The sequence below is a fragment of the Cutibacterium sp. genome (assembly GCF_030525615.1).
GTDB lineage: Bacteria > Actinomycetota > Actinomycetes > Propionibacteriales > Propionibacteriaceae > Cutibacterium.
In genome coordinates this window covers 369339-389440 of record NZ_JAUNEJ010000001.1, presented here as the reverse complement: position 1 = coordinate 389440, position 20102 = coordinate 369339, and the positions used below count along the sequence as shown (strand labels likewise).

The following is a 20102-nucleotide window of genomic DNA, read 5'->3' as shown; positions in this document are numbered from 1 at the left end:
GTGACGATTCGCGGCGGCAGCCCGAGGGCCCACCACCAATCTATTGTGGCGCGTAATACGAAAAAAGTCACTTGCAAATGTCGTAAATCGACTCAGCGCGAAACTCCCTGCCTTGATGACAGACGACCGGGGCCGTCGTGACCTCCGTCAGAACCCAACTACACTGTTCGAAGTCTCGCCAAAGGGAGGCTCAGGTGACCAAGAACGACATCACGACGACGTCCACTCGGCAAACGTCGCGTACCGGTCGTACTGTTATGTCCTCTGATCGCACTCGCCGGGCCATTGCCAAGCGTCTGACCGCACGTACCTCCGCCATGACGACTGCCACCCTCGAGGAGATGAGCCGACGACACTCCTGGTTCCGGGACCTCTCAGCCGAGGAGAGGTCGTGGATTTCGATCGTGGCCCGATCCGGAATCGATGGTTTCGTGCGGTGGTTCGCCGATGATGACGCCGAACCGTACTCCCCCATCGACGTCTTCGACGTGGCTCCGCGATCCATGACTCGCAAGATTTCCCTGCACCAGACCGTTGAGCTTGTCCGCACCACCCTCGATGTCGTCGAGGATCGGATTGAGACCGAGATGCCACGCGGAGACCGCCAAGTGCTGCGTACCGCAATAGCCCATTACTCCCGCGAGGTCGCCTTCGCGGCCGCCGAAGTGTACGCACGAGCCGCGGAACGTCGCGGCACCTGGGATGAACGACTGGAATCCCTCGTTGTCGACGCCGTCGTTCGTGCCGACGCCGACGAGCAACTCGTCTCCCGCGCCTCCACCCTAGGATGGCGTCCCGGTGTCAATCTGTGCGTCGTGGTGGGCCGAGCTCCGACCATCGAGCACGAACTCCACGAACTCAATGTGCTGCGTCGGGACGGGGAGAGAATGCAGATCACGGTCCTGGCAGCCCTGCAATCTGATCGTCTGGTGGTCATTCTCTCCAGTCATAAACTTGTCGACGACACCGCGACCGTGGCTACCACCGAGGCCTTGGCCGGGCATTTTGGACCCGGGCCCATCGTCGTCGGGCCGGTCGTCGCTGACCTCACCTTGGCTCCGATCTCCGCCCGCGCCGCGCTGTCGGGGGCTCGGGCTGCCCGTGCCTGGCCCGAAGGACCACGGGTGATGGCTGCCGTCGATCTTCTTCCTGAACGGGTTCTCTCTGGTGATGAGGAAGCCCGCGCATGGCTCGTCGAAGAGGTCTACAACCCATTGGCTGCTGCCAGCGGGGACCTCATGGACACCACCGTTTCCTTTCTTGACCACGGTTGTTCGGTGGAGGGAACCGGGCGATCAATGTTCATTCACCCGAACACGGTGCGCTATCGACTCAAGCGAATCCAAGACATCACTGGGTATTCCCCCTCCGACCCGCGCGAGGCTTATGTCCTCAGGCTGGCCATCACCCTAGGTCGACTGAAGAAATGACGTCTCGGACTCACCTCGCTGCAGCCGAATCGTCCTCGGGCCACCGCGCACCGTTGTTCCAGTAGTCCTGGATCTCCTCGAGAGTACGACCGGAGGTTTCCGGGGCGTAACGCAGCAGGAACAGTAGTGCCAGTACCAACAGCCCCACCCTGGGACCCGCTCACCATATAGGTCACGATGAGGATGATGGTGGCCACGATCATTGTGGATATTCCCGTCCGGGGTCTCCTGAGTACGTAGGAGCATGAGAAAGACGATGAATGCCGGGATCGCCGCGACGCCAAGAATCCAACGCCAAGTGTCAGTGGGCAGAAGGGCATAACCGATCAGATAGCCCAGGATAATTCCGATGACGCACGTCACCTGATATAGCGCAGCAGCCGTCACCGCGATGAACACAGCACGCTGAATCTAACGATGCCCCAGCGTGTCAGCAGATGGGTGACCCTCAGATTTCGTCCCCATCGACGCCATGAAAACCACCTTCTCAAAGAGAAACTTCGGGAACCAATCAGCACCGATTGCCCGATCCGAGGCTTAACGATATGCCTCATACGTCGCAGTTATGACCTGACAGAGACAAAACCTGAACTCCGACGCCAGCTCTTGAGGATTCTGCCGGGTTAGGCTCATGGTATGAACGTCATGATTCCGGTTCGCCCGGACGGCTCTGTGGAGCCTCGCTTCGGCAAAGCACCCATGGTGGCCGTCGCACACGTTGATGACAACGGCCACATCACGAAATGGCAGACCTTCGACGTCGAATGGGACCGTCTCCACGACGAGGGTACCGAGGGCAGTCATCACGCTCGAATCGTCCGTTTCTTGCGCGACCAGAAGGTCGCAGCGTGTGTGGCCACTCACGCTGGGATGGGAATGCAGCGTACCCTGGCAGCGATGAAGATTCCGCTGCTGGCGGCCACTCTCCCTGACGCCCGTGAGTCGGTCGAACAGGCCATGGTGGTCGCATTATCGGCCACCAAGGATGGTGAGAAATCATGAGAATAGCCGTGATCGGCGCCGGAGCCATCGGCGCTTTCTACGGTGGGGTGCTGGCTGACGCGGGAGTCGATGTTTCTTTCATTGCCCGAGGCCAGACCTTAGAAGCGATCCGCAACCATGGGCTGCGAATCGTTGGCAATACCGAGCTGACCCTCACCGTTCCCGCCACCGACAATGCTGCCGAGATCGGACAGGTTGACGTTGTGCTCATCTGCACCAAGACCTTCCAGTTAGCCGATGCCGCTCGCGCTCATCTCCCAGCCCTCATGGGATCTGACACCCTCGTCGTCACGACTCAGAATGGCGTCATTGCGCCACAGATTCTGTCCGAGATTGTCGGCGCCGAGCACGTAGCACCCGGTGTTTGTCGGGAGTGGGTCAAGATCCTTGAGCCGGGTCTCATCATGGATTTGGGTGGGCCTCGCATGTTGGAGGTCTCGACCATGGATGACTCCCCCAATCCGATCATTGACGAGGTGCGGGCCACCTGCGAGAAGGCCGGTATCGTTTCCCCCATCACCGACGACATCACCACCACGCTGTGGGTCAAGATGTGTTCGGTCGTTCCTCAAGGAGCGTGCGGGGCCGTCCTTGACGTCGCCCTCGGTGACCTGCTCAGCACCTACCGCGACATCTTCGCCCGGTGTATCGCCGAGACAGTTCAGGTCGCTCGAGGACACGGGGCCAAGATCGCCGATGACTTCGTCACGAAAAACCTCACATTCCTCGCCGGGCAGGACCCCGCGTCGACGACCTCCTTCCAGCGTGACATCCTTGCTGGACGACCCAGCGAGTATGCGGCCCAAGTCGGGGCTGTTCCCGAACTGGGGGACGAGGTGGGTGTCGATACTCCCGTCAATGACGTCATTGCCGCCGTATTGGGACGTCGGGAAGCCGAAAATCGCGGGTACACATCCGGTTTTTAGAGGAACCCCCCTGCCTCTTTGTGAGAACCCTACAAGGTGAGCCTCTAGTGCTTCGTCGGTTCCACGTCTCGCGTGAAAGCCAACCACAAGGCAAAGTGGAGACGTGCTCGCAATAGTCGCTCCAGGCCAGGGTGCCCAGAAACCAGGATTCCTATCCGACTGGATGTCTGACCCCACATTTGCAGACCACCTCGCATGGCTGTCTGCGGTGGCCGACATCGATCTGGTGACTCACGGCACGGTCTCCGACGAGGCCACCATCAAGGACACCGCCGTCGCCCAGCCCCTGCTTGTCGCCGCTGCTCTCGCGACCGCATGGTCAGTCGATCCGGAGATCTTCTCCAAAGCAGATCTGCTGGCGGGCCACTCTGTCGGCGAGATTGCAGCCGGCGCTGCCGCCGGGGCTTTCTCCACCGAGGCTGCGATGGTGCTCGTTCGTGAGCGCGGACGCGCCATGGCGGAGGCCGCCACCGGTACCACAACCTCGATGACTGCCGTCATCGGCGGCAACCCTGACGATGTCCTGGCTGCTATCAAGGCTGCAGGCCTCACCCCCGCTAATCACAATGGCAAAGGCCAGATCGTCGCCGCCGGCACCGTCGAGCAGCTCGAGGCCTTCGCTGCTGCACCTCCCGCTCGCACCCGACTCTTCCCACTGTCGGTTGCTGGCGCCTTCCATACTGTTCACATGGAGCCAGCAGTCGATCACCTGCGCAAAATCGTCGCTGCCATGCCAACGACCACCCCATCGGTGACTCTGCTGTCGAACCGCGACGGCGCTGTCATCACGGATGGACGCGAGTTCGCTCATCGTCTCGTTCATCAGGTTGCTCACCCGGTGCGCTGGGATCTCTGCATGGAGACCATGGCCGAGCGCGGTATTACCGGCTTGCTGGAGCTGGCTCCCGCTGGCACCCTGACGGGTATCGCCAAGCGCAACCTCAAAGGGGTTGAGCTGTTCAATCTCAACACTCCTGACCAGATTCCGGCTGCCCGCGAGTTCATCGCGGCCCATGCTGGTAAGGAGAACGCATGACAGCCATCACAGCCCGCCCAATTGACAGGTACTCCAAGTTCTTGTCGGTAGGTTCTGCCCGTGGATCACGTGTGGTTACCAACGAGGAAATGTGCACCATGATCGACTCCACCCCGGAGTGGATCGAGCAGCGCACCGGTATTACCGAGCGGCGCTGGGGCACCGACTCTGAAACCGTATTATCGATGGGTACTGAGGCTGCTCGCACTGCCCTGGAACGTGCTGGGCTTAACACCTCACAGATTGACGCCATCATCGTCGCAACTGTCTCCCACCACCACCCTTCCCCAAGCTTGGCTACCTACATTGCCCGCGAACTTGGCCTAGGGAACGCTGCCGCCTTTGACCTCAATGGTGCTTGTGCAGGGTTCTGTTACTCGGTTGCTGTGGCCGATTCCATGATCCGCACCGGGTCCGCAAGCTACGTGCTCGTCATCGGCGTCGAGAAGCTTTCCGAAATGACCAATCTTGACGATCGCTCCACTGCCTTCCTCTTCTCTGACGGAGCCGGCGCTGCGGTCATCGGCCCCAGCGACGAACCGGGAATCGGCCCGGTCGTCTGGGGATCACGCTCCGACAAACTCAACACCATCGAGATCGAGGACTGGTCCGTTGCCAGCGCCGATCGCAAGAAAACTCATCCGCTCATCCACATGGAAGGGCGTGCGGTCTTCAAGTGGGCCATGACCGATGTCGCCAAGCGTGCCGCCGAGGCGGTGGCTCAAGCCGGAATCACCCCCGCAGACCTCGACGTTTTCATCCCTCACCAGGCCAACGACCGAATCACCGAGGTGATATGCCGTCACCTCAAGCTGCCTGAATCAGTGACCGTCTGCCACGATATCGCCGACATGGGAAATACCTCCGCAGCGTCCGTGCCGATCGCCATTGACCGTATGCTTCGCCGTGGCGAAGCCCACAGCGGTGACCTCGCTCTCATCATCGGTTTTGGGGCCGGACTGGTGTACGCCGGTCAGGTCGTCCGACTGCCCTCATCTGCATAGTCGGAATACGCCCACAGACTTCGGGTCGACGGCCCGAGGAAAACACGAGAAAAGGAACAACCATCATGGCCGACAAAGACCAGATCCTCGCCGACATGGCTGACATCGTCAACGACATCACCGGTGTTGACCAGTCCGAGGTCGCCCTTGAAAAGTCCTTCGTCGATGACCTCGACGTCGATTCCCTCTCCATGGTCGAGATCATTTATGCCTGTGAGGAGAAATTCGGCGTTGAGATTCCTGACGAGGAGTCCAAGAACATCAAGACTGTTGGCGACGCCGTTAACTACATCATCGAGCACAAGGGCTGATTCTGGGGTGCCCGGGGCGCACCTACCCCGGGCACTAACCACCCACCATCGATACTGGAGAACTTATGAGCGACGTCGTCATTACTGGTTTCGGGGCTACCACACCGTTGGGGCCTGACGCCCCCACCACGTGGCAGGGACTGCTGGAGGGTCGGAATGGAGTGCGTGACCTCGATTTCGACTGGGCTGACGACGTGCCTGTCACGTTTGCCGCCACAGCGGTAGACGACCCAACAAATCACATTCCGCGCCCGCAAGCTCGTCGCCTGGACCGGTCCAGCCAACTGGCCCTCGTTGCCGCCAAGGAAGCCTGGGCCGACGCCGGCCTGGACCTTCCCGATCCCGACGACGAAACCGGTGACTCCAACGGTATCGATCCTGAGCGTCTCGTCGTCTGCTGTGCCACTGGTATCGGTGGTCTGCACTCCTTGCTAGGCCAGTGGGACATCCAAAAGGACAAAGGATTCAAACGGGTCAGCCCGTTCACTGTCCCAATGCTCATGGCAAACGCTCCGGCCGCCAACGTTGGTCTGTTGGTACATGCCAAGGCTGGCGTCCACGCCCCGGTGTCGGCCTGCGCCTCCTCCTCCGAGGCCATCTCTCTCGGACTCGACCAGGTCCGCCTGGGACGAGCCGATATTGCCGTCGTCGGTGGGGCCGAGGCCGTCATCCACCCGCTGCCGATAGCCGCCTTTGCTCAAATGAAGGCGTTGTCGACACGCAATGACGACCCGGAGCACGCTTCCCGCCCGTGGGATGTCGACCGTGACGGTTTTGTCCTCGGCGAAGGTGCAGCAATCATGGTGATCGAAACCGAGGAGCACGCCAAGGCCCGCGGTGCAAAGATCTACGGCACCCTCGCAGGATCAGGTATTTCCGCCGACTCCCACGACATCGTTCAGCCAGATCCAACGGGTTCAGGCCAGGCCTCTGCGATGCGCAAAGCACTTCACTCGGCAGGTCTTGTCCCCCACGACGTCAACCATGTCAATGCCCATGCCACCTCAACTCCACTCGGTGACACCGCTGAGGCCCACTCCATCGCGTTAGTACTGGGAGACGCCACCGACCATGTGCTTGTCACGGGTACGAAGTCGATGACCGGCCACCTGCTCGGTGGGGCCGGTGCCCTCGAATCGTTCGCCTCGGTCATGGCTCTGCTGGATCGCAAGGTTCCCGGAACCATCAACATCAATCAGCTCGAGGAGGACCTCAAGGTCAACATCGCCACGCAGACTACTGACCTGCCCTCCGGCGACCTCGTCGCCCTCAACAACTCATTTGGGTTCGGCGGGCACAACGTCACTCTGGTGTTCACCAACGCGAACGCCAACCGCTGAGAGAAGTACCAAGGCGAGAGAAGCACCTGGGTCCCTGCATGATTACATGATCGGGTGCGATGTCACCCGACCTCGCGGGAAAGCCATGAGACGTCCAGAGAAGGGTCGCACGCCCGGTAAGCCTCCAGTTCAACATCCCAGGGTTCACCGAGCAGGTCACAGATCTCGTCCTCAAGGCGCAGCCCTGTTCTTCGGGACGCCGTGATGGCGGCACGTAGCCTCATCTCATCGACGACAACCGATCCGGCCTCGTCGGTATGGGCAGAAAAGATTCCCAGCCTTGGGGTGACGCTCCACCGGCGCGGAACGGCGCCGGTTTCTACTGTCATTTCGACCCGAACCCGCTGCCATGCCGCCAGGGTGGAGATGAACTTGCCAGCAGCAACAACATCACCACGCCACGGTGTTTCTGTCCGCCAGCTTCCGGGTTCCACCGGCTGTATGGTCCAGCGCAGCGGCGCAGGCATGGCAAATGCGACATCGGCAGCCCATTCAATGTGGCTGCGCAATGCCGTCGGTGCCGAGTGGATGAAAAGGGTTCCACTGGCCAACTGTGTTGTTTCCACGATCGTCCTCCCGGTACCACGTGCCTTCCCCTGCAGTGGTGCGGTACGGACGTTTTAACGATAGACGACCAGACTCAAGGACGCCAGATCTCCTCAGGATTGGTTCTGGCTCCAAAAATGTCTGTGCCAATGCGGACCTGGGTAGATCCGTGTGCGACCGCGATCTCCAGGTCACCCGACATTCCCATGGATAGTTCATCCCAGTTGGAGACCTCGTTGACCTCTTGACGCAATTTCTCCTGCACTCCAACGACAACGTCGAAGCACTCGGCGACCGCCTTAGGATCAGGGCTGTTGAGGGCCACTGTCATGAGGCCTCGCACCTCGAAGGAGTCAAAAGCGGCCAGCTCCTTGGCGAAAGTGACGGCCTCCTCGGGAGAAATCCCAGACTTTTGAGGCTCAGCCGAGGAGTTCACCTGCACCAGGACCCGAAGTTGGCGTCCTTCTTTTTGCAGTCTCTTGTCCAGCTCGCGAGCCACCTTGAGAGAGTCAAGGGCCTGGAACTCGCTGGCGAATCGGGCCACATATTTGGCCTTGTTGGTCTGCAAACCGCCAATAATCGCCCACTCCAGCCCGGGGTGATCGGCATCCATGAGTTCCGACTTGGCCAAGGCGTCCTGCACCTTGTTCTCGCCGAAGAGACGATATCCCGCGCGATAGGCCTCCTCAACCATGCTCGGCGGCTTGGTCTTGGACACCGGCAGCAGAGACACCTCACTCGGGTCGCGATCACAGGCGCGGCATGCCTGGTCAATGCGATGACGTACCGCCGTCAGTTTGTCGGCCACACTCATAAGAACTCCTTTTGTGAAGACGTCGAGCAACGGATCAGGGCCAACGGGCGCATAAGGTGACGACGGAGACCGCCGTCAACACCATGAGTGCCAAGGCAACACCAACATATTTGTCAGTGACCTCCCCAAAAACCTTGTCATAGCCAACCGATTCAGCAATTGACTTGTAGACATCGGAGAGCTGTCCGAGAGATTCCGCAGAGAACTTCTCTCCTCCAGAAGCCTTCGCCACCGCAGCCAGCTCATAGTGATTAACCGGAACGGGCTGACGCTGACCACCTTCGACGACATACCCGCTCGCCGTGCCATAGGCGATGGTGTAGACCGGCACGTGTTCGTGTCCGGAATCCTTGGCAGCCTGAAGGGAGGTTCGCCCCACGTTGGTGGCTCCGTCCGACAACAGCACGATTGCCGCAGGAGGTTTCTGTCCCGGGTGCTTCGGATCGTCCGGCACCAGTTTCAAGGCGTTGAGGGAGGAGTAAATCCCTTCACCAATAGCGGTGGATGGCAACACTTGAAGGTTCGAGATCGCTGTCGACACCGCAGCCCGGTCAGTAGTGGGCGGCACCACGATCTGGGCCGACGCCGCAAACTTCACCAGCGAGACATTGAACCGAGGCGGCAGATCACCAAGAAAATCCTTGGCAGCGGTCTTGGCAGCAGACAGCCGGGACGGCTCGACATCGGTGGCCACCATGGATTTCGAGACGTCTATCGCGACAACGATCGTGGCCCTATCCCGTGGCACATCGTGGTAGGCCTTCGGCTGGGCGAATGCAAGCACCATCGCAACCATCGACACCACCGACAACCCCATCGCCAGGTGCTGCTTCCATGGTCGAGAGCTGGGCAACAGACTCTTGAGTTCGTTGCGGCTTTGACGAGGCTGACGACGCCAGATGACAACGATCAGGTAGACGACAAGGAATGCAAGCGGAACCAACAGCCACCACAGTCGTCCCGGACGTCCGAATGCAATCAGGGTCATCATGGCCATCTCACCGCCACCGACAGTGTCGCCAAGCCTGAAATGATGGCAAAGCAGAAGGCATAGAAGGCCCACGTTGCCGTCACTTCTTTCTTGACAGGTTCGTAACCCACCGACGAGTGCACCTGCTTGTAAACCTCCTGAAGCTTGTCAGCCGAGTCCGCAGTCCAAGACTGGCCGTCAGTCCGGTCGGCTATGGCGGACAACACCTTGGTATCGGGAGCGACCCTTTCCCGATTCCCGTCGAGGTCGACGTATCCGGTCTCGGTTCCGAAAGCGATGGTGTACACCGGCACTTTGGCGGCTGCGGCCCGGTTGGCCGACACCAGGGGGGAACCTCCTTGGGTGTTGCCTCCGTCACTGAGCATGACGATTGCTGCCGGTATGGGTTCCTGAGAGTCCTTGGCGCCGGGAGCCATCTTGACCGCCTCGAGACACTTATCGATCGCCCCTCCTAGAGCGGTGCCGTCCTGCAGGTTGATACCGTCGACGGCGCGTAGGACAGTGGAGCGATCGGTTGACGGTGGCATCCGGATCTCGGGATGCTCAGCAATACTGACAACCGCCACGTTGAACCCGGACGGCAGGCTGTTAATGAAGTCCTTCGCCTTGGCCTTCGCAGCTGCGAGACGATTGGGCGCGACGTCATCAGCCTTCATGGACAAGGAGGCGTCAACAGCGACAACGATGGTGGCACGATCGCGGGGTACCTTCTCAATACCCATTGGGCGAGCCCACGCGAAGGTGGTCGTCGCCAGGCACGCCAATGCGGCACCGACAGCGACATGCCTCTTCCACTGTGGCTGCCTGCTCATAACCGAGCCGAGAATTGCAGTGTTGGTGAACCGCATGGCGGTTGATCGACTGCGGTGCAACGCCACGATGTACAAGACCAACAACACTGGGACGATGAGCAGCAGCCACAACACTGACGGGGTCTTGACCTCGGGCAGCCCTAGAAACAACGGCGTCACTTCGTCACCCCCTGTGGAGGCTGGTGCAGAATCGCTGCAGTACGGCGATACCCAAGCACGAAGCGGGCTATATCGGTCACCCAGTCGGAGTCTGTGCGCAGCTGGAGATGGCCGGCTCCGGCTCGGCGGATGGCAGCTGCGACCCGCTCACGTTGGGCCCGCGAGGCAGCATTCATACGCTCTCGAGTGGCCTTGTCAGCCGTATTGACGTAGTGGGCGAAGGACGTTTCTGGGTCACGTACCATGACGTCACCTACATCGGGAAAGTCAACCTCGGCAGCGTCAACGACCTCAATGCACAACACCTGATTGCGAACTGACAGCCGACGCAAGGAACGCTCCCACTCGGGATGGTCATTGGGGTCCAGGGTGTTGTCTCCCGGGGTAAGGAAGTCTGAAACAATGACTTTCATACCACGACGTCGGCCTGAGGATGCCACATTTTCGATTCCTTTAGCGAGTGTCATGTCTCCAGCGGCATTGTCAGCGACGATGGGCTCAGTCAACATCGCGCGTAACAAACCGTACAGGGCGGTTCTGCCGGCGCGAGCGGGCAGCCGACGCACTGAGTCTGGCCTCATGATGAGTCCACCGAAGCGGTCCCCCATGCGCTGGGACAGAAAACCAACGGTGGCAATCGCCGCGATACCCAAATCCCGTTTCGTCATGGACACGGTGCCCCAGTTCATCGAGCCGGTGACGTCCAGCAGGGCCCATACTTCGAGTTCGCGGTCAGCGATAGTCTCTCGCACATGGGGAACGGTGGTTCGCGCCGTAACAGCCCAATCCATCATGCGCACATCATCTTGACCAGGCTCGTAGGGACGCGCGTCACTGACATCCGCACCAGCGCCAGGGAGCAAACCGAGATGATCGCCGTGCAGAAAACCCTCCAGACGGCGCACAATCGTCAGCTCCAAGCGGCGCAGCGCAGCCTCGGGGGCGAGCTGGTTGAGCTGCACAGTCGCCCCGGTGGGCGGGTTCACCAAGGTCTGCGCCACCGAAGGTGGCTGCGGATCACGGAATGTCGGTCGCGTCATGGGGCCGCCTTACAACTGAGCAGGCGGAGTCGTCGGCGCGGGGTATTGGTCCAGATTCTCGGAGTAACTGTGCTGCTGGTGGGAGGTCTGGCGCTGCTCCTCGTTCCACACCGGGGTAGGCGGCGGGACCATGGCCACGACCCGCTCAATAACATCGGAGGCCGAAACATTGTCGGCGATGGCGTCGAAGCTCAGCACCAGACGATGAGCCATGACGTCAACGGCAATGGCCTGGACGTCAGTAGGAAGAACGTAGTCCCGGCCATGAACAAGAGCCAGGGCGCGAGCAGCAGCAACCAGGCCAAGGGTGGCTCGCGGGGAGCAGCCGATCTGGATGACATTAGCGAGATCCGGCATTCCAAAATCGCCAGGATTTCGAGTGGCCAGCACCAACCGAACCACGTATTCAGCGACCAGATTGTGAACAAAGACGTCGGAGGCCATGTCTTGCAGAGTTATCACAGTCTCGGGAGTGAGCACCTGCTGAGGCTCAGGTGCCTTGACACTCATTCGACGCAGGATCTCGAATTCCTCATTGCCGCGCGGGTAGGGAACGTCGATCTTGAGCAGGAAACGGTCTCGCTGAGCTTCCGGGAGCGGGTAGACGCCCTCAGACTCCACCGGGTTTTGGGTGGCGATAACGCTAAAGGGGTGCGGGGCGGGGAAGGTCTGTCCGGCAATGGACACCTGCTTTTCCGCCATGAGCTCAAGCATGGCTGACTGCACCTTGGCAGGGGCTCGGTTGATCTCATCGGCAAGCACGAAGTTGACGAAGACCGGGCCGAGCTCGATGTCGAAGGTCTCCTTGGACGCTGAGTAGATCCGAGTACCAACGATGTCGGAGGGGACAAGGTCGGGGGTGAACTGCACGCGAGCGAAATCACCGCCGAGAACCGTCGCGAAAGATCGCACCGCCAAAGTCTTGGCCACACCAGGGACACCTTCAAGAAGGATGTGGCCCTTGGCCAGCACACCGACCATGAGCTGTTCGACCATGCGTTCTTGACCAACGATGACCCGCTGAACCTGCCCGATGGCCTGGCCGATGAGGCGGGCTGCCTCGTCATTGGACATTGGGGCATCCTGATTGCCCTTGCCAATGTCTTGGCCATCCGAGTAATGCTGGGTGCTCACTAACGTCTCCTGCCTGGCTTGCGCTAGACCCGTGACGGGCCCGCACTCACGATACCGTGACCGTGCCACAGCCCAAGAACGAGGCGAAATCACCAGGCGCGAATGCTCATGGTTCGGAGGTCATGCCTGGAATGTGGTGAGATGGTGGACGATGTCGAGTAATCCGTGGCCCATCGGGGCCCTGCCGCTGGAACCGTGTGACCCGCCGAGGGTCGACGAGTTCTGGCTCGACGTCCGTGTTCTCACGATGCCCTCGGGAACGGTGTTCCGGGCTCACGATGACCAGGGACAGGCTGTCCTGGTCATTCTGTTGTCTCACGGGGCTGCCAGCGATCCGGCTTCCTGGGATCGTTTGGCCGGAGAGGTCAACCACCTGCACTCAGAGACCGTCATAGCCAGGGGTGGAGCCGGGCAGGATTCTGGACGGTTGGGACGGTTGTACCGCCCGGTGACGGGGCCAGGCCAAGGCCCCCGTGAGTCGCAGGCTCCCTGGGTGGCGTTGGTCTACGATGGCTCCGCCGCAGCGGTGGCTGAGGCACGACGCATCTTGCAGGTCGTCGACATGTCAGCCCTGTCGGGATCGTCGGTAGCGGGTCCGAATTATCGGCTGCACTGGGTAGACGACACCCTCCCCGGTCGGGTGAGAGCTTGGCCCCTGCCCTGGCCAGGTCGCCGCGACAAGGCCGGCTGGTCGACCACTGTGGTCGCATGGCTACTCACGATTTTCATCGCTCTGACCGGTCTGCTCATCGCAGTGCTGTTATTCCAGAACGTGCCGCCCACTCCCCCGCCACCTCCGGTTCCGACCTCGGCTTCGTCGAGCAGTTCCGCCAACAGTTCATCGAGCAGTTCTTCAAGCCCAGGGCAAAGCTCGGCCTCGACCTCGTCGTCAAGCAGCGGATCTGGCAGCCCCTCGCCATCTGCCTCCCGGTCCCCCTCAACGGGTAATGATTCGTCGCCAAGTACGTCGAACAATCCCTCAGGGCCTCCGTCTCGCACCCCGTCTATGCACCCGTCCGGCAACGGCGGCTCTGGCACAGCGTCGGCGTCTCCTACTGGTCGAGGAAGGTTGTGATGGTCTCACTCATAGCCACTGATTTGGACGGCACTTTTCTGGGTGCCGACAGTATGCCCAGCGCCGAGAACACCGAGGCAGTGCTCGCCGCAGCCGACGCTGGGGTCCATATTGTCTTCGCTACTGGTCGGCCCTACCGCTGGCTGGCAGTTCTGGACCCGTTCCGCCCGGTTCATCCGACTCTGCTGGCCTCTAATGGAGCGGTAAGCGTGAATGCCGCAACCGGTGAAATCCTCCATGACATTGCCATGAGTCCCACCACTGTTGCCGGAATCATTACCGATGTCCGCAACGTTCTGCCTCAAGCTCTGTTCTGCACTGAAGAGGCCACCCAATGGTTTGCAGATGAGGGGTTTGATCGCTGGAAAATTGGCGGCCCACCGGACGGTGAAGGACCGATTGAGAACTTCCTGGGAGCCGATCGTCGCATCGTCAAGCTGCTGGTGCGGGTTTTCGACTTCCCTAGTGACAAGCTTTTCAATGTGGTCAATCCGATTGTGGGAGACCGCGGAACAACGACTTTCTCCGCCATCATGACCGACGGACTCGTGGAGATCTCCGCCCCCGGTGTCTCAAAAGGAATGGCGTTGGCTCAGGTCTGCCAAGATCACGGTATTGACCCTTCTGACGCGGCAGCCTTCGGAGATATGCCCAATGACCTCACCATGCTGGAATTGGTGGGTCATCCCTATATCGTGTCGGGGGCCCATCCGACGCTACGCGACTGCGGTTTCCCGATAATCGGCAACCACGATGACTCTGCGGTCGGACGCCAAATACAGGCTCTATTGACGCCATCGACGACGGTGGGGCGTGCGGGGCTCGAACCCGCGACCCAGGGATTATGAGTCCCCTGCTCTGACCGGCTGAGCTAACGCCCCGAGACGAGTGATAACCCTACCGTGTAATGCTGTCTTAGGCATCTTTCTTGACCCCGTCATGGCGGGTCGCTGGTGGCGCGTACCAGCCGTGGTGAATATCGTTCACCACTCGTCGTCACAGCCCTCCGATAGCATTCAGAGGTGATGACGTGGTTGGCCGAGACGCTGAGTGTGGCAGTCCTCGTCATCGTGATGGTGCTCGCCCTCCTCCGCCCCCGAGGCTTGCCGGAAGCCACCGCCGCAGTGCCAGGAACTCTACTGTTGTGCCTTGTTGGGGCCATCAGCTGGTCCAATGCCGGCGAGCAGATCGTAACCATGGGACCTACTGTCATCTTTTTGGCAGCGGTCCTTGCCCTGTCCGAGCTTGCCCGTGCCGAAGGCGTCTTCCGTTACTCGGGTCAGCTCATGGCCACTCGGGCGAAGTCCTCGTCAAGGCGACTTTTATGGTGGGTTTTCATTATCGCGTCGGTGACGACGGCGGTTCTGAGTCTCGACGCCACCATCGTCCTACTGACACCCATCATCCTGACGACGACAAGACGGCTCAACGCTCGGCCAGAACCGCACTTGTACGCCACTGCCCACCTGGCAAACACCGCGTCCCTGCTACTGCCGGTTTCCAATCTTACGAACCTGCTCGCTGTGGCTGCCGTGCCCGAGCTCACCTTCGCACGCTTCACAACCGTCATGGCGCTGCCGTGGCTTTTGACTATCGGCATTGAATGGTTGGCAATGCGGATCGAGTTTCGCGATGAACTGTCCCGGGCGACCACAGCAAATACCGACCGGCGTCAGCAAGCTCCTATCGCGGCACTGATCATTCTTGGACTTACCCTGGCAGGTTTCGCGGTGTGCTCCCTGTTGGGGGCTGAGCCCTTCTGGGCTGCTCTGGCAGGAGTCGTCGCCTTCGCGGTATTGAGGTTCATCCATCACAACGAGAGCTTTGGCATCGAGGCTGGACGTGCGTTGCGAGCCACCAAGCCCCTCTTTTTGGCCTTCGTCCTATGTCTGGGAATCATCGTCGAGGCTGTCGTCAAAAATGGTCTGGGAAGCCTCATCGATCGCCTTGTTCCCTCAGGTCAAACCTTGGTCAGTCTGCTGGCCGTCGCCGTCATCGCGGCCCTGCTATCGAACCTCATCAACAACCTGCCAGCAGTGTTGGTCCTCCTGCCGTTCGTCGCCCCTGCTGGGTGGATGGCGGTACTAACCATGCTGGTCGGGGTCAACATCGGGCCGAACCTGAGCTACGCTGGGTCTCTGGCGACCCTGCTGTGGCGTCGAATCATTGGCGAACATGACCTCCCAGCTCATATCGGCAGATTCACACGCCTAGGTCTTCTCACCGTTCCTGCAAATATCCTCGTCTCGGTATGCGCAATATGGGCGATGAGCGGCTTGTTTGGGATGGAACTGCAACTGATCTGACTCTTCGAAACTAACTCGACCTGCAGGCCAGCGGGCGCGCCAATAACCAGACAGCTGAGACCCACACTCCGGCGACAACGTCCACGACGTGACGCCAGCTACCGCGGCGATCCAGGTAGATATCATCCCTGCCACACCCGCACAACGACCTGTCGCGACTGCCCGCTCAGACAGCGGACAGCTCGTCCAGCCACCTGCTGTGAACCCGATCGTCACTCGTCTCCTCGGGATGGAAGGACAACGCGGTAATGGTTCCCTGTCTGACCCCGACGATCGCCCCACTGGCCTCACCGGCCTCATCGGGCAGTCTTGAGATGATCTTCACCTCAGGTCCGGTACGGGTAACGATCGGAGCGCGAATAAACGTGGCGGGTATCTTTTCGCCCACCCCGTCGATGTCCAACTGCCCCTCGAAGGAGTCAAGCTGGGAGCCGAAGGCATTACGGCGCACGGTGACATCAAGCAAGCCAAGGGTCTGCTGATCCTTTGCAGCGTCTTCCAGCTCTTTCGCCACAACGACAAGACCGGCGCAGGTCGCCAGCACCGGCAAGCCGTCGCTCACGGCTTCGCGCAGCGGATCGGCGAGGCCGAAGGAACGCATCAACTTGTCGATGACCGTCGACTCTCCACCGGGTAGGACAATCCCGTCGAGTCCGTCAAGATCAGCTTCTCGACGGACTCGGCGGGTCGTCGCACCGAGGGATTCGAGAACCTCAATGTGCTCAGCAAATCCACCTTGCAGGGCGACGACCCCGATGATCGGAGCCACCTCACCAGCCCCGTTCCGCCAAACGATGTGGTGCCGGGACGTCGGCCACATTGATACCAACCATGGCCTCACCCAGACCACGAGAAACCTCGGCGATGGTGTCCGGATCGTCATAGGCGGTGGTGGCCTTGACGATGGCGGCTGCACGAGCAGCAGGATTGCCAGACTTAAAGATCCCCGAACCGACGAAGACACCCTGGGCACCCATCTGCATGACGAGGGCGGCGTCCGCTGGGGTGGCCACACCACCCGCAACGAAAAGCACTACTGGCAACTCACCGGTGCGGGCCACCTCGGCGACAAGATCGTAGGGTGCCTGCAGTTCCTTGGCGGCGACGTAAACCTCGTCAGGAGACATGCTGCTCAACCGTGCCATCTCGGAGCGAATGGTGCGCAAGTGACGGACGGCCTCGGAGACATCACCGGTCCCGGCCTCTCCTTTGGAACGAATCATGGCAGCGCCTTCGTTGATACGGCGCAGCGCCTCACCCAGGTTCGTAGCACCACACACGAAGGGGACGTCAAAAGCCCACTTGTCGATGTGATTGGCGTAGTCAGCTGGACTGAGCACCTCGGACTCGTCGATGAAATCCACCTTGAGGGACTCCAGCACCTGGGCCTCAACAAAATGACCGATACGGGCCTTGGCCATCACGGGGATGGATACGGCGTCAATGATCCCCTCGATGAGATCAGGATCACTCATTCGAGCCACTCCGCCCTGAGCCCGAATGTCGGCGGGAACTCGTTCCAGGGCCATGACGGCGCAAGCTCCGGCATCCTCGGCAATCTTGGCCTGTTCCGGGGTGACGACGTCCATGATGACGCCGCCTTTGAGCATGTCAGCCAGTCCGCGCTTGACCCGCGTCGTGCCAGTGGTGGTTTCAGTGTCTTTCTGAGTCATGACCCCATCACATCGATACTTGTGGTCCATGGCAAGATCCATATATGACCACTTTTATTGGACCACTTTTTGGGCGAATGAGATGAGACCCGACCTCGTCGTTGATGTCCCGCTAGATCTACCCCAGGATTCCCGTCCGCTACCGGTACGGATCTGTGAAGGGATGCGCAGCCTCATCATGGATGGGGTGCTCGCTCCTGGCGACCACCTGCCGAGCACCAGAGCCTTATCCGCACAACTCGGGGTGTCCCGGGGCACCATCGTCGCTTCCTACGAACAGTTGGAGGCCGAGGGATATCTCATTGCGGCAAGTGGATCGGGGACCCAGGTGAATCCTGATTTGCGAGGTCTCCATCGGCGTTCCACGACGCCATCTCCTCCCCCCTCTCCTCCCCATCGCTATGCCATCGACCTCACCCCTGGAGCACCTGACACCGCCGGATTGGCGACTTCGGCCTGGCGGTCGGCCTGGCAGCGAGCCTGTGTCAAACCGCGCAAAGTGACTGATCCGTTGGGGTCTCCTCAACTCCGTCATGAAATCGCTGAGCACCTGCGTCAAATGCGTAGTCTGCTGGCAGACCCACGGCAAGTTGTCGTCACCGGGGGTGCCCGCGCAGGACTAGCCGAACTCATTCAGGTACTCTGCGGTGGGTCGCAGCGCTTAACGATTGGTGTCGAGAGCCCTGGGTATCCCAGCTTGAGGAAGGTACCGCCGGCACTCGGTCATCACATCGTCGGGTTGCCAACGGATAATCAAGGGCTCGACCCCGCAGGTCTTCCCTCCGGACGTGACGCGAGAAATCTAGACGCGGTGCTCATCACACCGAGCCACCAGTACCCCTGGGGAGGATCCCTGTCAGCAAGTCGTCGTGTCGCCGTCATCGAATGGGCCGAGAAAGCTGGATGCTGGATTGTCGAGGACGATTTCGATTCCGAGCTTCGTCACGTCGGCGCTCCTCTTCCGGCGCTGGCTTCCCTGGATGAGAAACGCACCATCTTGTTGGGCACCTTCTCATCGGTCCTCACCCCCGCCTTGGGATGTGGTTATCTGGTCATCCCGCCCGAGTTAATACACCTTTTCGCTGAGCACCGCCGGGCGACTGGCCAACCCGTTCCTGCCATCGTCCAGGGAGCCGTTGCTGACTACCTATCAACCGGGTCGCTGCGACGTCGTACCCAGAAGATGCGCCGAGTGTACCGACGCCGCCGCCACACCGTCATCGAAATTCTCGGGTCAATACCGGGGGCGACCCTACAGCCCATTGACGGAGGGCTTCACGCCGTGTTGCTTTTTGACGGTTCCGAGGGCGAGGTCGTTCGTCGATGTCGTCAGAAAGGAGTCGGCGTCACGCCACTGTCGACGTACTGGGGATCGACCGATGCCCACGCTGCTGGGATCGTGCTCGGTTTTGGCAGCCACGACGACGACACGTTGGCAACCGCCTTGACAACGATTGCCCGGGTCGTCGCCGACCACACCAGGAACACCGGCTTGTCACACAATTCGGCCGGCACCCCGTAAGGTACCGGCCGAAAAGATGTCTGCGAATCAGTCGTCAGTCGACAAGACCCTCGAAGAGAGCAGTCGACAAGTAACGCTCACCAGTGTCGGCGATGACGACGACGATCGTCTTTCCGGCGAACTCCGGGCGAGCGGCAATCTGGCCAGCAGCCTGCAGAGCGCCGCCACCAGAGATACCGGTAACGATGCCCTCCTCGGCAGCGGCACGGCGGGCGAATGCGATGGCCTCGTCACCAGGCACCAACAGGATTTCGTCGACGATGGACTTGTCGAGGTTTTCCGGCACAAAGCCCGGACCCCAACCCTGGATCTTGTGCGCACCCTTCTGGCCCTTGGTGATGACCGGAGACTCAGCAGGCTCGGCACCGAAGGCCTTCACCTCGGGGTTCTTCTCCTTGAGGTACTTGCCGGCGCCGGAGATGGTGCCACCGGTACCAATGCCGGCGACGATCGCGTCGACCTTGCCGTCGGTGTCGTCCCAGATCTCCTTACCAGTGGTGTCGTGGTGGATCTCCGGGTTAGCCGGGTTGTCGAACTGGCTGGCCAGGATGGCACCAGGGGTGTTCTTGACGATCTCAGCGGCCTTGGCGTTAGCTCCCGGAACACCGTCAGCCCCTGGAGTGAGGACGAGTTCGGCACCCAGCAAGCGGATGATGGCGCGACGCTCCTTGGACATCGTTTCAGGAAGGGTGATGATGACCTTGTAGCCACGGGCTGCGCCGACAAGGGCCAGGCCGACTCCAGTGTTGCCAGAAGTGGCCTCGACGATGGTTCCGCCGGGCTTGAGCTGCCCGGAAGCCTCAGCAGCGTCGATGATCGACTTGGCGATACGGTCCTTGACGCTGGAAGCGGGGTTGTAGAACTCAAGCTTGGCCAACACGGTGGCCTTCGAGTCTGGGAAAAGCTTGTTGATCTTGACTAGCGGGGTGTTGCCAATGAGTTCGGTAACGTCGTTAGCGATTTTCGCCATGATGAATCCTT

At 60.5% G+C, this 20102-nt stretch carries 20 protein-coding genes, 1 tRNA gene and 1 pseudogene; 11 read left to right on the top strand and 11 right to left on the bottom strand.

All coding sequences use genetic code 11. The features are described 5' to 3' along the window. The first annotated feature begins 257 nt into the window (after positions 1-257). Entirely contained in the window at positions 258-1430 is a 1173-nt protein-coding gene (locus tag Q4B98_RS01795) for a CdaR family transcriptional regulator (RefSeq protein WP_303195596.1), read from the top strand. A gap of 10 nt (positions 1431-1440) precedes the next feature. Here Q4B98_RS01795 and Q4B98_RS01790 read toward each other — a convergent pair. Continuing rightward, positions 1441-1799, bottom strand: a pseudogene (locus Q4B98_RS01790) (MFS transporter); the annotation flags it as partial. 267 nt (positions 1800-2066) lie between these two features. On the opposite strand from Q4B98_RS01790, the gene Q4B98_RS01785 reads away from it, so the two are divergent. The 6 genes from Q4B98_RS01785 to Q4B98_RS01760 all read left to right on the top strand — a co-directional run bounded on the left by Q4B98_RS01785 (position 2067) and on the right by Q4B98_RS01760 (position 7049). Next, positions 2067-2432 (top strand): NifB/NifX family molybdenum-iron cluster-binding protein, encoded by a 366-nt coding sequence (locus Q4B98_RS01785; protein ID WP_303195003.1) that lies wholly within the window; start codon positions 2067-2069, stop codon positions 2430-2432. Continuing rightward, positions 2429-3358, top strand: coding sequence for a 2-dehydropantoate 2-reductase (locus tag Q4B98_RS01780; RefSeq protein WP_303195001.1), 930 nt, complete (start codon positions 2429-2431; stop codon positions 3356-3358). The genes Q4B98_RS01785 and Q4B98_RS01780 overlap by 4 nt, the downstream gene beginning before the upstream one ends. A gap of 163 nt (positions 3359-3521) precedes the next feature. Then, a complete protein-coding gene (locus tag Q4B98_RS01775) occupies positions 3522-4394 on the top strand; it encodes an ACP S-malonyltransferase (protein WP_303195595.1) in 873 nt (290 codons plus the stop codon). Then, positions 4391-5398: a beta-ketoacyl-ACP synthase III gene (locus tag Q4B98_RS01770; protein ID WP_303194999.1), complete on the top strand. Its 1008-nt coding sequence runs from the start codon at positions 4391-4393 to the stop codon at positions 5396-5398. Before Q4B98_RS01775 ends, Q4B98_RS01770 begins: the two co-directional genes overlap by 4 nt. 65 nt (positions 5399-5463) lie before the next feature. Then, entirely contained in the window at positions 5464-5709 is a 246-nt protein-coding gene (locus Q4B98_RS01765) for an acyl carrier protein (protein ID WP_303194998.1), read from the top strand. Positions 5710-5774: 65 nt separating this feature from the next. After that, positions 5775-7049 carry a beta-ketoacyl synthase gene (locus tag Q4B98_RS01760; RefSeq protein WP_303194997.1) on the top strand — a complete coding sequence of 425 codons (1275 nt, stop codon included), beginning with the start codon at positions 5775-5777 and terminating at the stop codon, positions 7047-7049. A gap of 62 nt (positions 7050-7111) precedes the next feature. On the opposite strand, the gene Q4B98_RS01755 is transcribed toward Q4B98_RS01760, so the two are convergent. From Q4B98_RS01755 to Q4B98_RS01730, 6 genes are all read right to left on the bottom strand, one after another. Beyond that, positions 7112-7615 (bottom strand): DUF3145 family protein, encoded by a 504-nt coding sequence (locus Q4B98_RS01755; protein WP_303194996.1) that lies wholly within the window; start codon positions 7613-7615, stop codon positions 7112-7114. Between the two features lie 74 nt (positions 7616-7689). Beyond that, positions 7690-8409 carry a YggS family pyridoxal phosphate-dependent enzyme gene (locus tag Q4B98_RS01750; protein WP_303194994.1) on the bottom strand — a complete coding sequence of 240 codons (720 nt, stop codon included), beginning with the start codon at positions 8407-8409 and terminating at the stop codon, positions 7690-7692. Between the two features lie 34 nt (positions 8410-8443). After that, positions 8444-9406, bottom strand: coding sequence for a VWA domain-containing protein (locus Q4B98_RS01745; protein ID WP_303194992.1), 963 nt, complete (start codon positions 9404-9406; stop codon positions 8444-8446). Continuing rightward, on the bottom strand, positions 9397-10371 hold the full coding sequence (locus tag Q4B98_RS01740) for a VWA domain-containing protein (protein WP_303194991.1): 975 nt from the start codon (positions 10369-10371) through the stop codon (positions 9397-9399). The genes Q4B98_RS01745 and Q4B98_RS01740 overlap by 10 nt, the downstream gene beginning before the upstream one ends. Next, positions 10368-11372 carry a DUF58 domain-containing protein gene (locus Q4B98_RS01735; RefSeq protein WP_303195593.1) on the bottom strand — a complete coding sequence of 335 codons (1005 nt, stop codon included), beginning with the start codon at positions 11370-11372 and terminating at the stop codon, positions 10368-10370. Before Q4B98_RS01735 ends, Q4B98_RS01740 begins: the two co-directional genes overlap by 4 nt. A gap of 48 nt (positions 11373-11420) precedes the next feature. Then, positions 11421-12614 carry a MoxR family ATPase gene (locus Q4B98_RS01730; protein WP_303195591.1) on the bottom strand — a complete coding sequence of 398 codons (1194 nt, stop codon included), beginning with the start codon at positions 12612-12614 and terminating at the stop codon, positions 11421-11423. An 82-nt stretch (positions 12615-12696) separates the two neighbouring features. On the opposite strand from Q4B98_RS01730, the gene Q4B98_RS01725 reads away from it, so the two are divergent. Both Q4B98_RS01725 and Q4B98_RS01720 read left to right on the top strand, forming a co-directional pair. Beyond that, positions 12697-13620: a hypothetical protein gene (locus Q4B98_RS01725; protein WP_303194989.1), complete on the top strand. Its 924-nt coding sequence runs from the start codon at positions 12697-12699 to the stop codon at positions 13618-13620. After that, on the top strand, positions 13620-14468 hold the full coding sequence (locus tag Q4B98_RS01720) for an HAD hydrolase family protein (RefSeq protein ID WP_303195590.1): 849 nt from the start codon (positions 13620-13622) through the stop codon (positions 14466-14468). The genes Q4B98_RS01725 and Q4B98_RS01720 overlap by 1 nt, the downstream gene beginning before the upstream one ends. Here Q4B98_RS01720 and Q4B98_RS01715 read toward each other — a convergent pair. After that, a tRNA-Ile gene (locus Q4B98_RS01715) sits at positions 14428-14501 on the bottom strand. The two genes, Q4B98_RS01720 and Q4B98_RS01715, sit on opposite strands and share 41 nt — an antisense overlap. 144 nt (positions 14502-14645) lie before the next feature. On the opposite strand from Q4B98_RS01715, the gene Q4B98_RS01710 reads away from it, so the two are divergent. Further along, positions 14646-15926, top strand: a complete 1281-nt coding sequence (locus tag Q4B98_RS01710) for an SLC13 family permease (RefSeq protein ID WP_303195588.1) — start codon at positions 14646-14648, stop codon at positions 15924-15926. 166 nt (positions 15927-16092) lie between these two features. Here the strand turns inward: Q4B98_RS01710 and pdxT are convergent, their stop codons facing one another. Both pdxT and pdxS read right to left on the bottom strand, forming a co-directional pair. Beyond that, entirely contained in the window at positions 16093-16746 is a 654-nt protein-coding gene (pdxT, locus tag Q4B98_RS01705; RefSeq protein WP_303194987.1) for a pyridoxal 5'-phosphate synthase glutaminase subunit PdxT, read from the bottom strand. After that, entirely contained in the window at positions 16697-17536 is an 840-nt protein-coding gene (pdxS, locus tag Q4B98_RS01700; protein ID WP_303195587.1) for a pyridoxal 5'-phosphate synthase lyase subunit PdxS, read from the bottom strand. The genes pdxT and pdxS overlap by 50 nt, the downstream gene beginning before the upstream one ends. A gap of 145 nt (positions 17537-17681) precedes the next feature. On the opposite strand from pdxS, the gene Q4B98_RS01690 reads away from it, so the two are divergent. Then, positions 17682-19121, top strand: coding sequence for a PLP-dependent aminotransferase family protein (locus tag Q4B98_RS01690; protein WP_368492294.1), 1440 nt, complete (start codon positions 17682-17684; stop codon positions 19119-19121). A 34-nt stretch (positions 19122-19155) separates the two neighbouring features. Here Q4B98_RS01690 and cysK read toward each other — a convergent pair whose 3' ends face one another. Then, entirely contained in the window at positions 19156-20091 is a 936-nt protein-coding gene (gene cysK / locus Q4B98_RS01685; protein ID WP_303194985.1) for a cysteine synthase A, read from the bottom strand. Positions 20092-20102 lie beyond the last annotated feature (11 nt).

What these genes read in the sequence shown, in the direction of transcription:
- Q4B98_RS01795 (WP_303195596.1), top strand. Translation starts at nt 258, where the DNA reads ATGTCCTCTGATCGCACTCGCCGGGCCATTGCCAAGCGTCTGACCGCA.
- Q4B98_RS01785 (WP_303195003.1), top strand. Translation starts at nt 2,067, where the DNA reads ATGAACGTCATGATTCCGGTTCGCCCGGACGGCTCTGTGGAGCCTCGC.
- Q4B98_RS01780 (WP_303195001.1), top strand. Translation starts at nt 2,429, where the DNA reads ATGAGAATAGCCGTGATCGGCGCCGGAGCCATCGGCGCTTTCTACGGT.
- Q4B98_RS01775 (WP_303195595.1), top strand. Translation starts at nt 3,522, where the DNA reads ATGTCTGACCCCACATTTGCAGACCACCTCGCATGGCTGTCTGCGGTG.
- Q4B98_RS01770 (WP_303194999.1), top strand. Translation starts at nt 4,391, where the DNA reads ATGACAGCCATCACAGCCCGCCCAATTGACAGGTACTCCAAGTTCTTG.
- Q4B98_RS01765 (WP_303194998.1), top strand. Translation starts at nt 5,464, where the DNA reads ATGGCCGACAAAGACCAGATCCTCGCCGACATGGCTGACATCGTCAAC.
- Q4B98_RS01760 (WP_303194997.1), top strand. Translation starts at nt 5,775, where the DNA reads ATGAGCGACGTCGTCATTACTGGTTTCGGGGCTACCACACCGTTGGGG.
- Q4B98_RS01750 (WP_303194994.1), bottom strand. Translation starts at nt 8,409, where the DNA reads ATGAGTGTGGCCGACAAACTGACGGCGGTACGTCATCGCATTGACCAG.
- Q4B98_RS01745 (WP_303194992.1), bottom strand. Translation starts at nt 9,406, where the DNA reads ATGGCCATGATGACCCTGATTGCATTCGGACGTCCGGGACGACTGTGG.
- Q4B98_RS01725 (WP_303194989.1), top strand. Translation starts at nt 12,697, where the DNA reads ATGTCGAGTAATCCGTGGCCCATCGGGGCCCTGCCGCTGGAACCGTGT.
- Q4B98_RS01720 (WP_303195590.1), top strand. Translation starts at nt 13,620, where the DNA reads ATGGTCTCACTCATAGCCACTGATTTGGACGGCACTTTTCTGGGTGCC.
- Q4B98_RS01710 (WP_303195588.1), top strand. Translation starts at nt 14,646, where the DNA reads ATGACGTGGTTGGCCGAGACGCTGAGTGTGGCAGTCCTCGTCATCGTG.
- pdxT (WP_303194987.1), bottom strand. Translation starts at nt 16,746, where the DNA reads ATGTGGCCGACGTCCCGGCACCACATCGTTTGGCGGAACGGGGCTGGT.
- pdxS (WP_303195587.1), bottom strand. Translation starts at nt 17,536, where the DNA reads ATGCTCAAAGGCGGCGTCATCATGGACGTCGTCACCCCGGAACAGGCC.
- Q4B98_RS01690 (WP_368492294.1), top strand. Translation starts at nt 17,682, where the DNA reads ATGAGACCCGACCTCGTCGTTGATGTCCCGCTAGATCTACCCCAGGAT.
- cysK (WP_303194985.1), bottom strand. Translation starts at nt 20,091, where the DNA reads ATGGCGAAAATCGCTAACGACGTTACCGAACTCATTGGCAACACCCCG.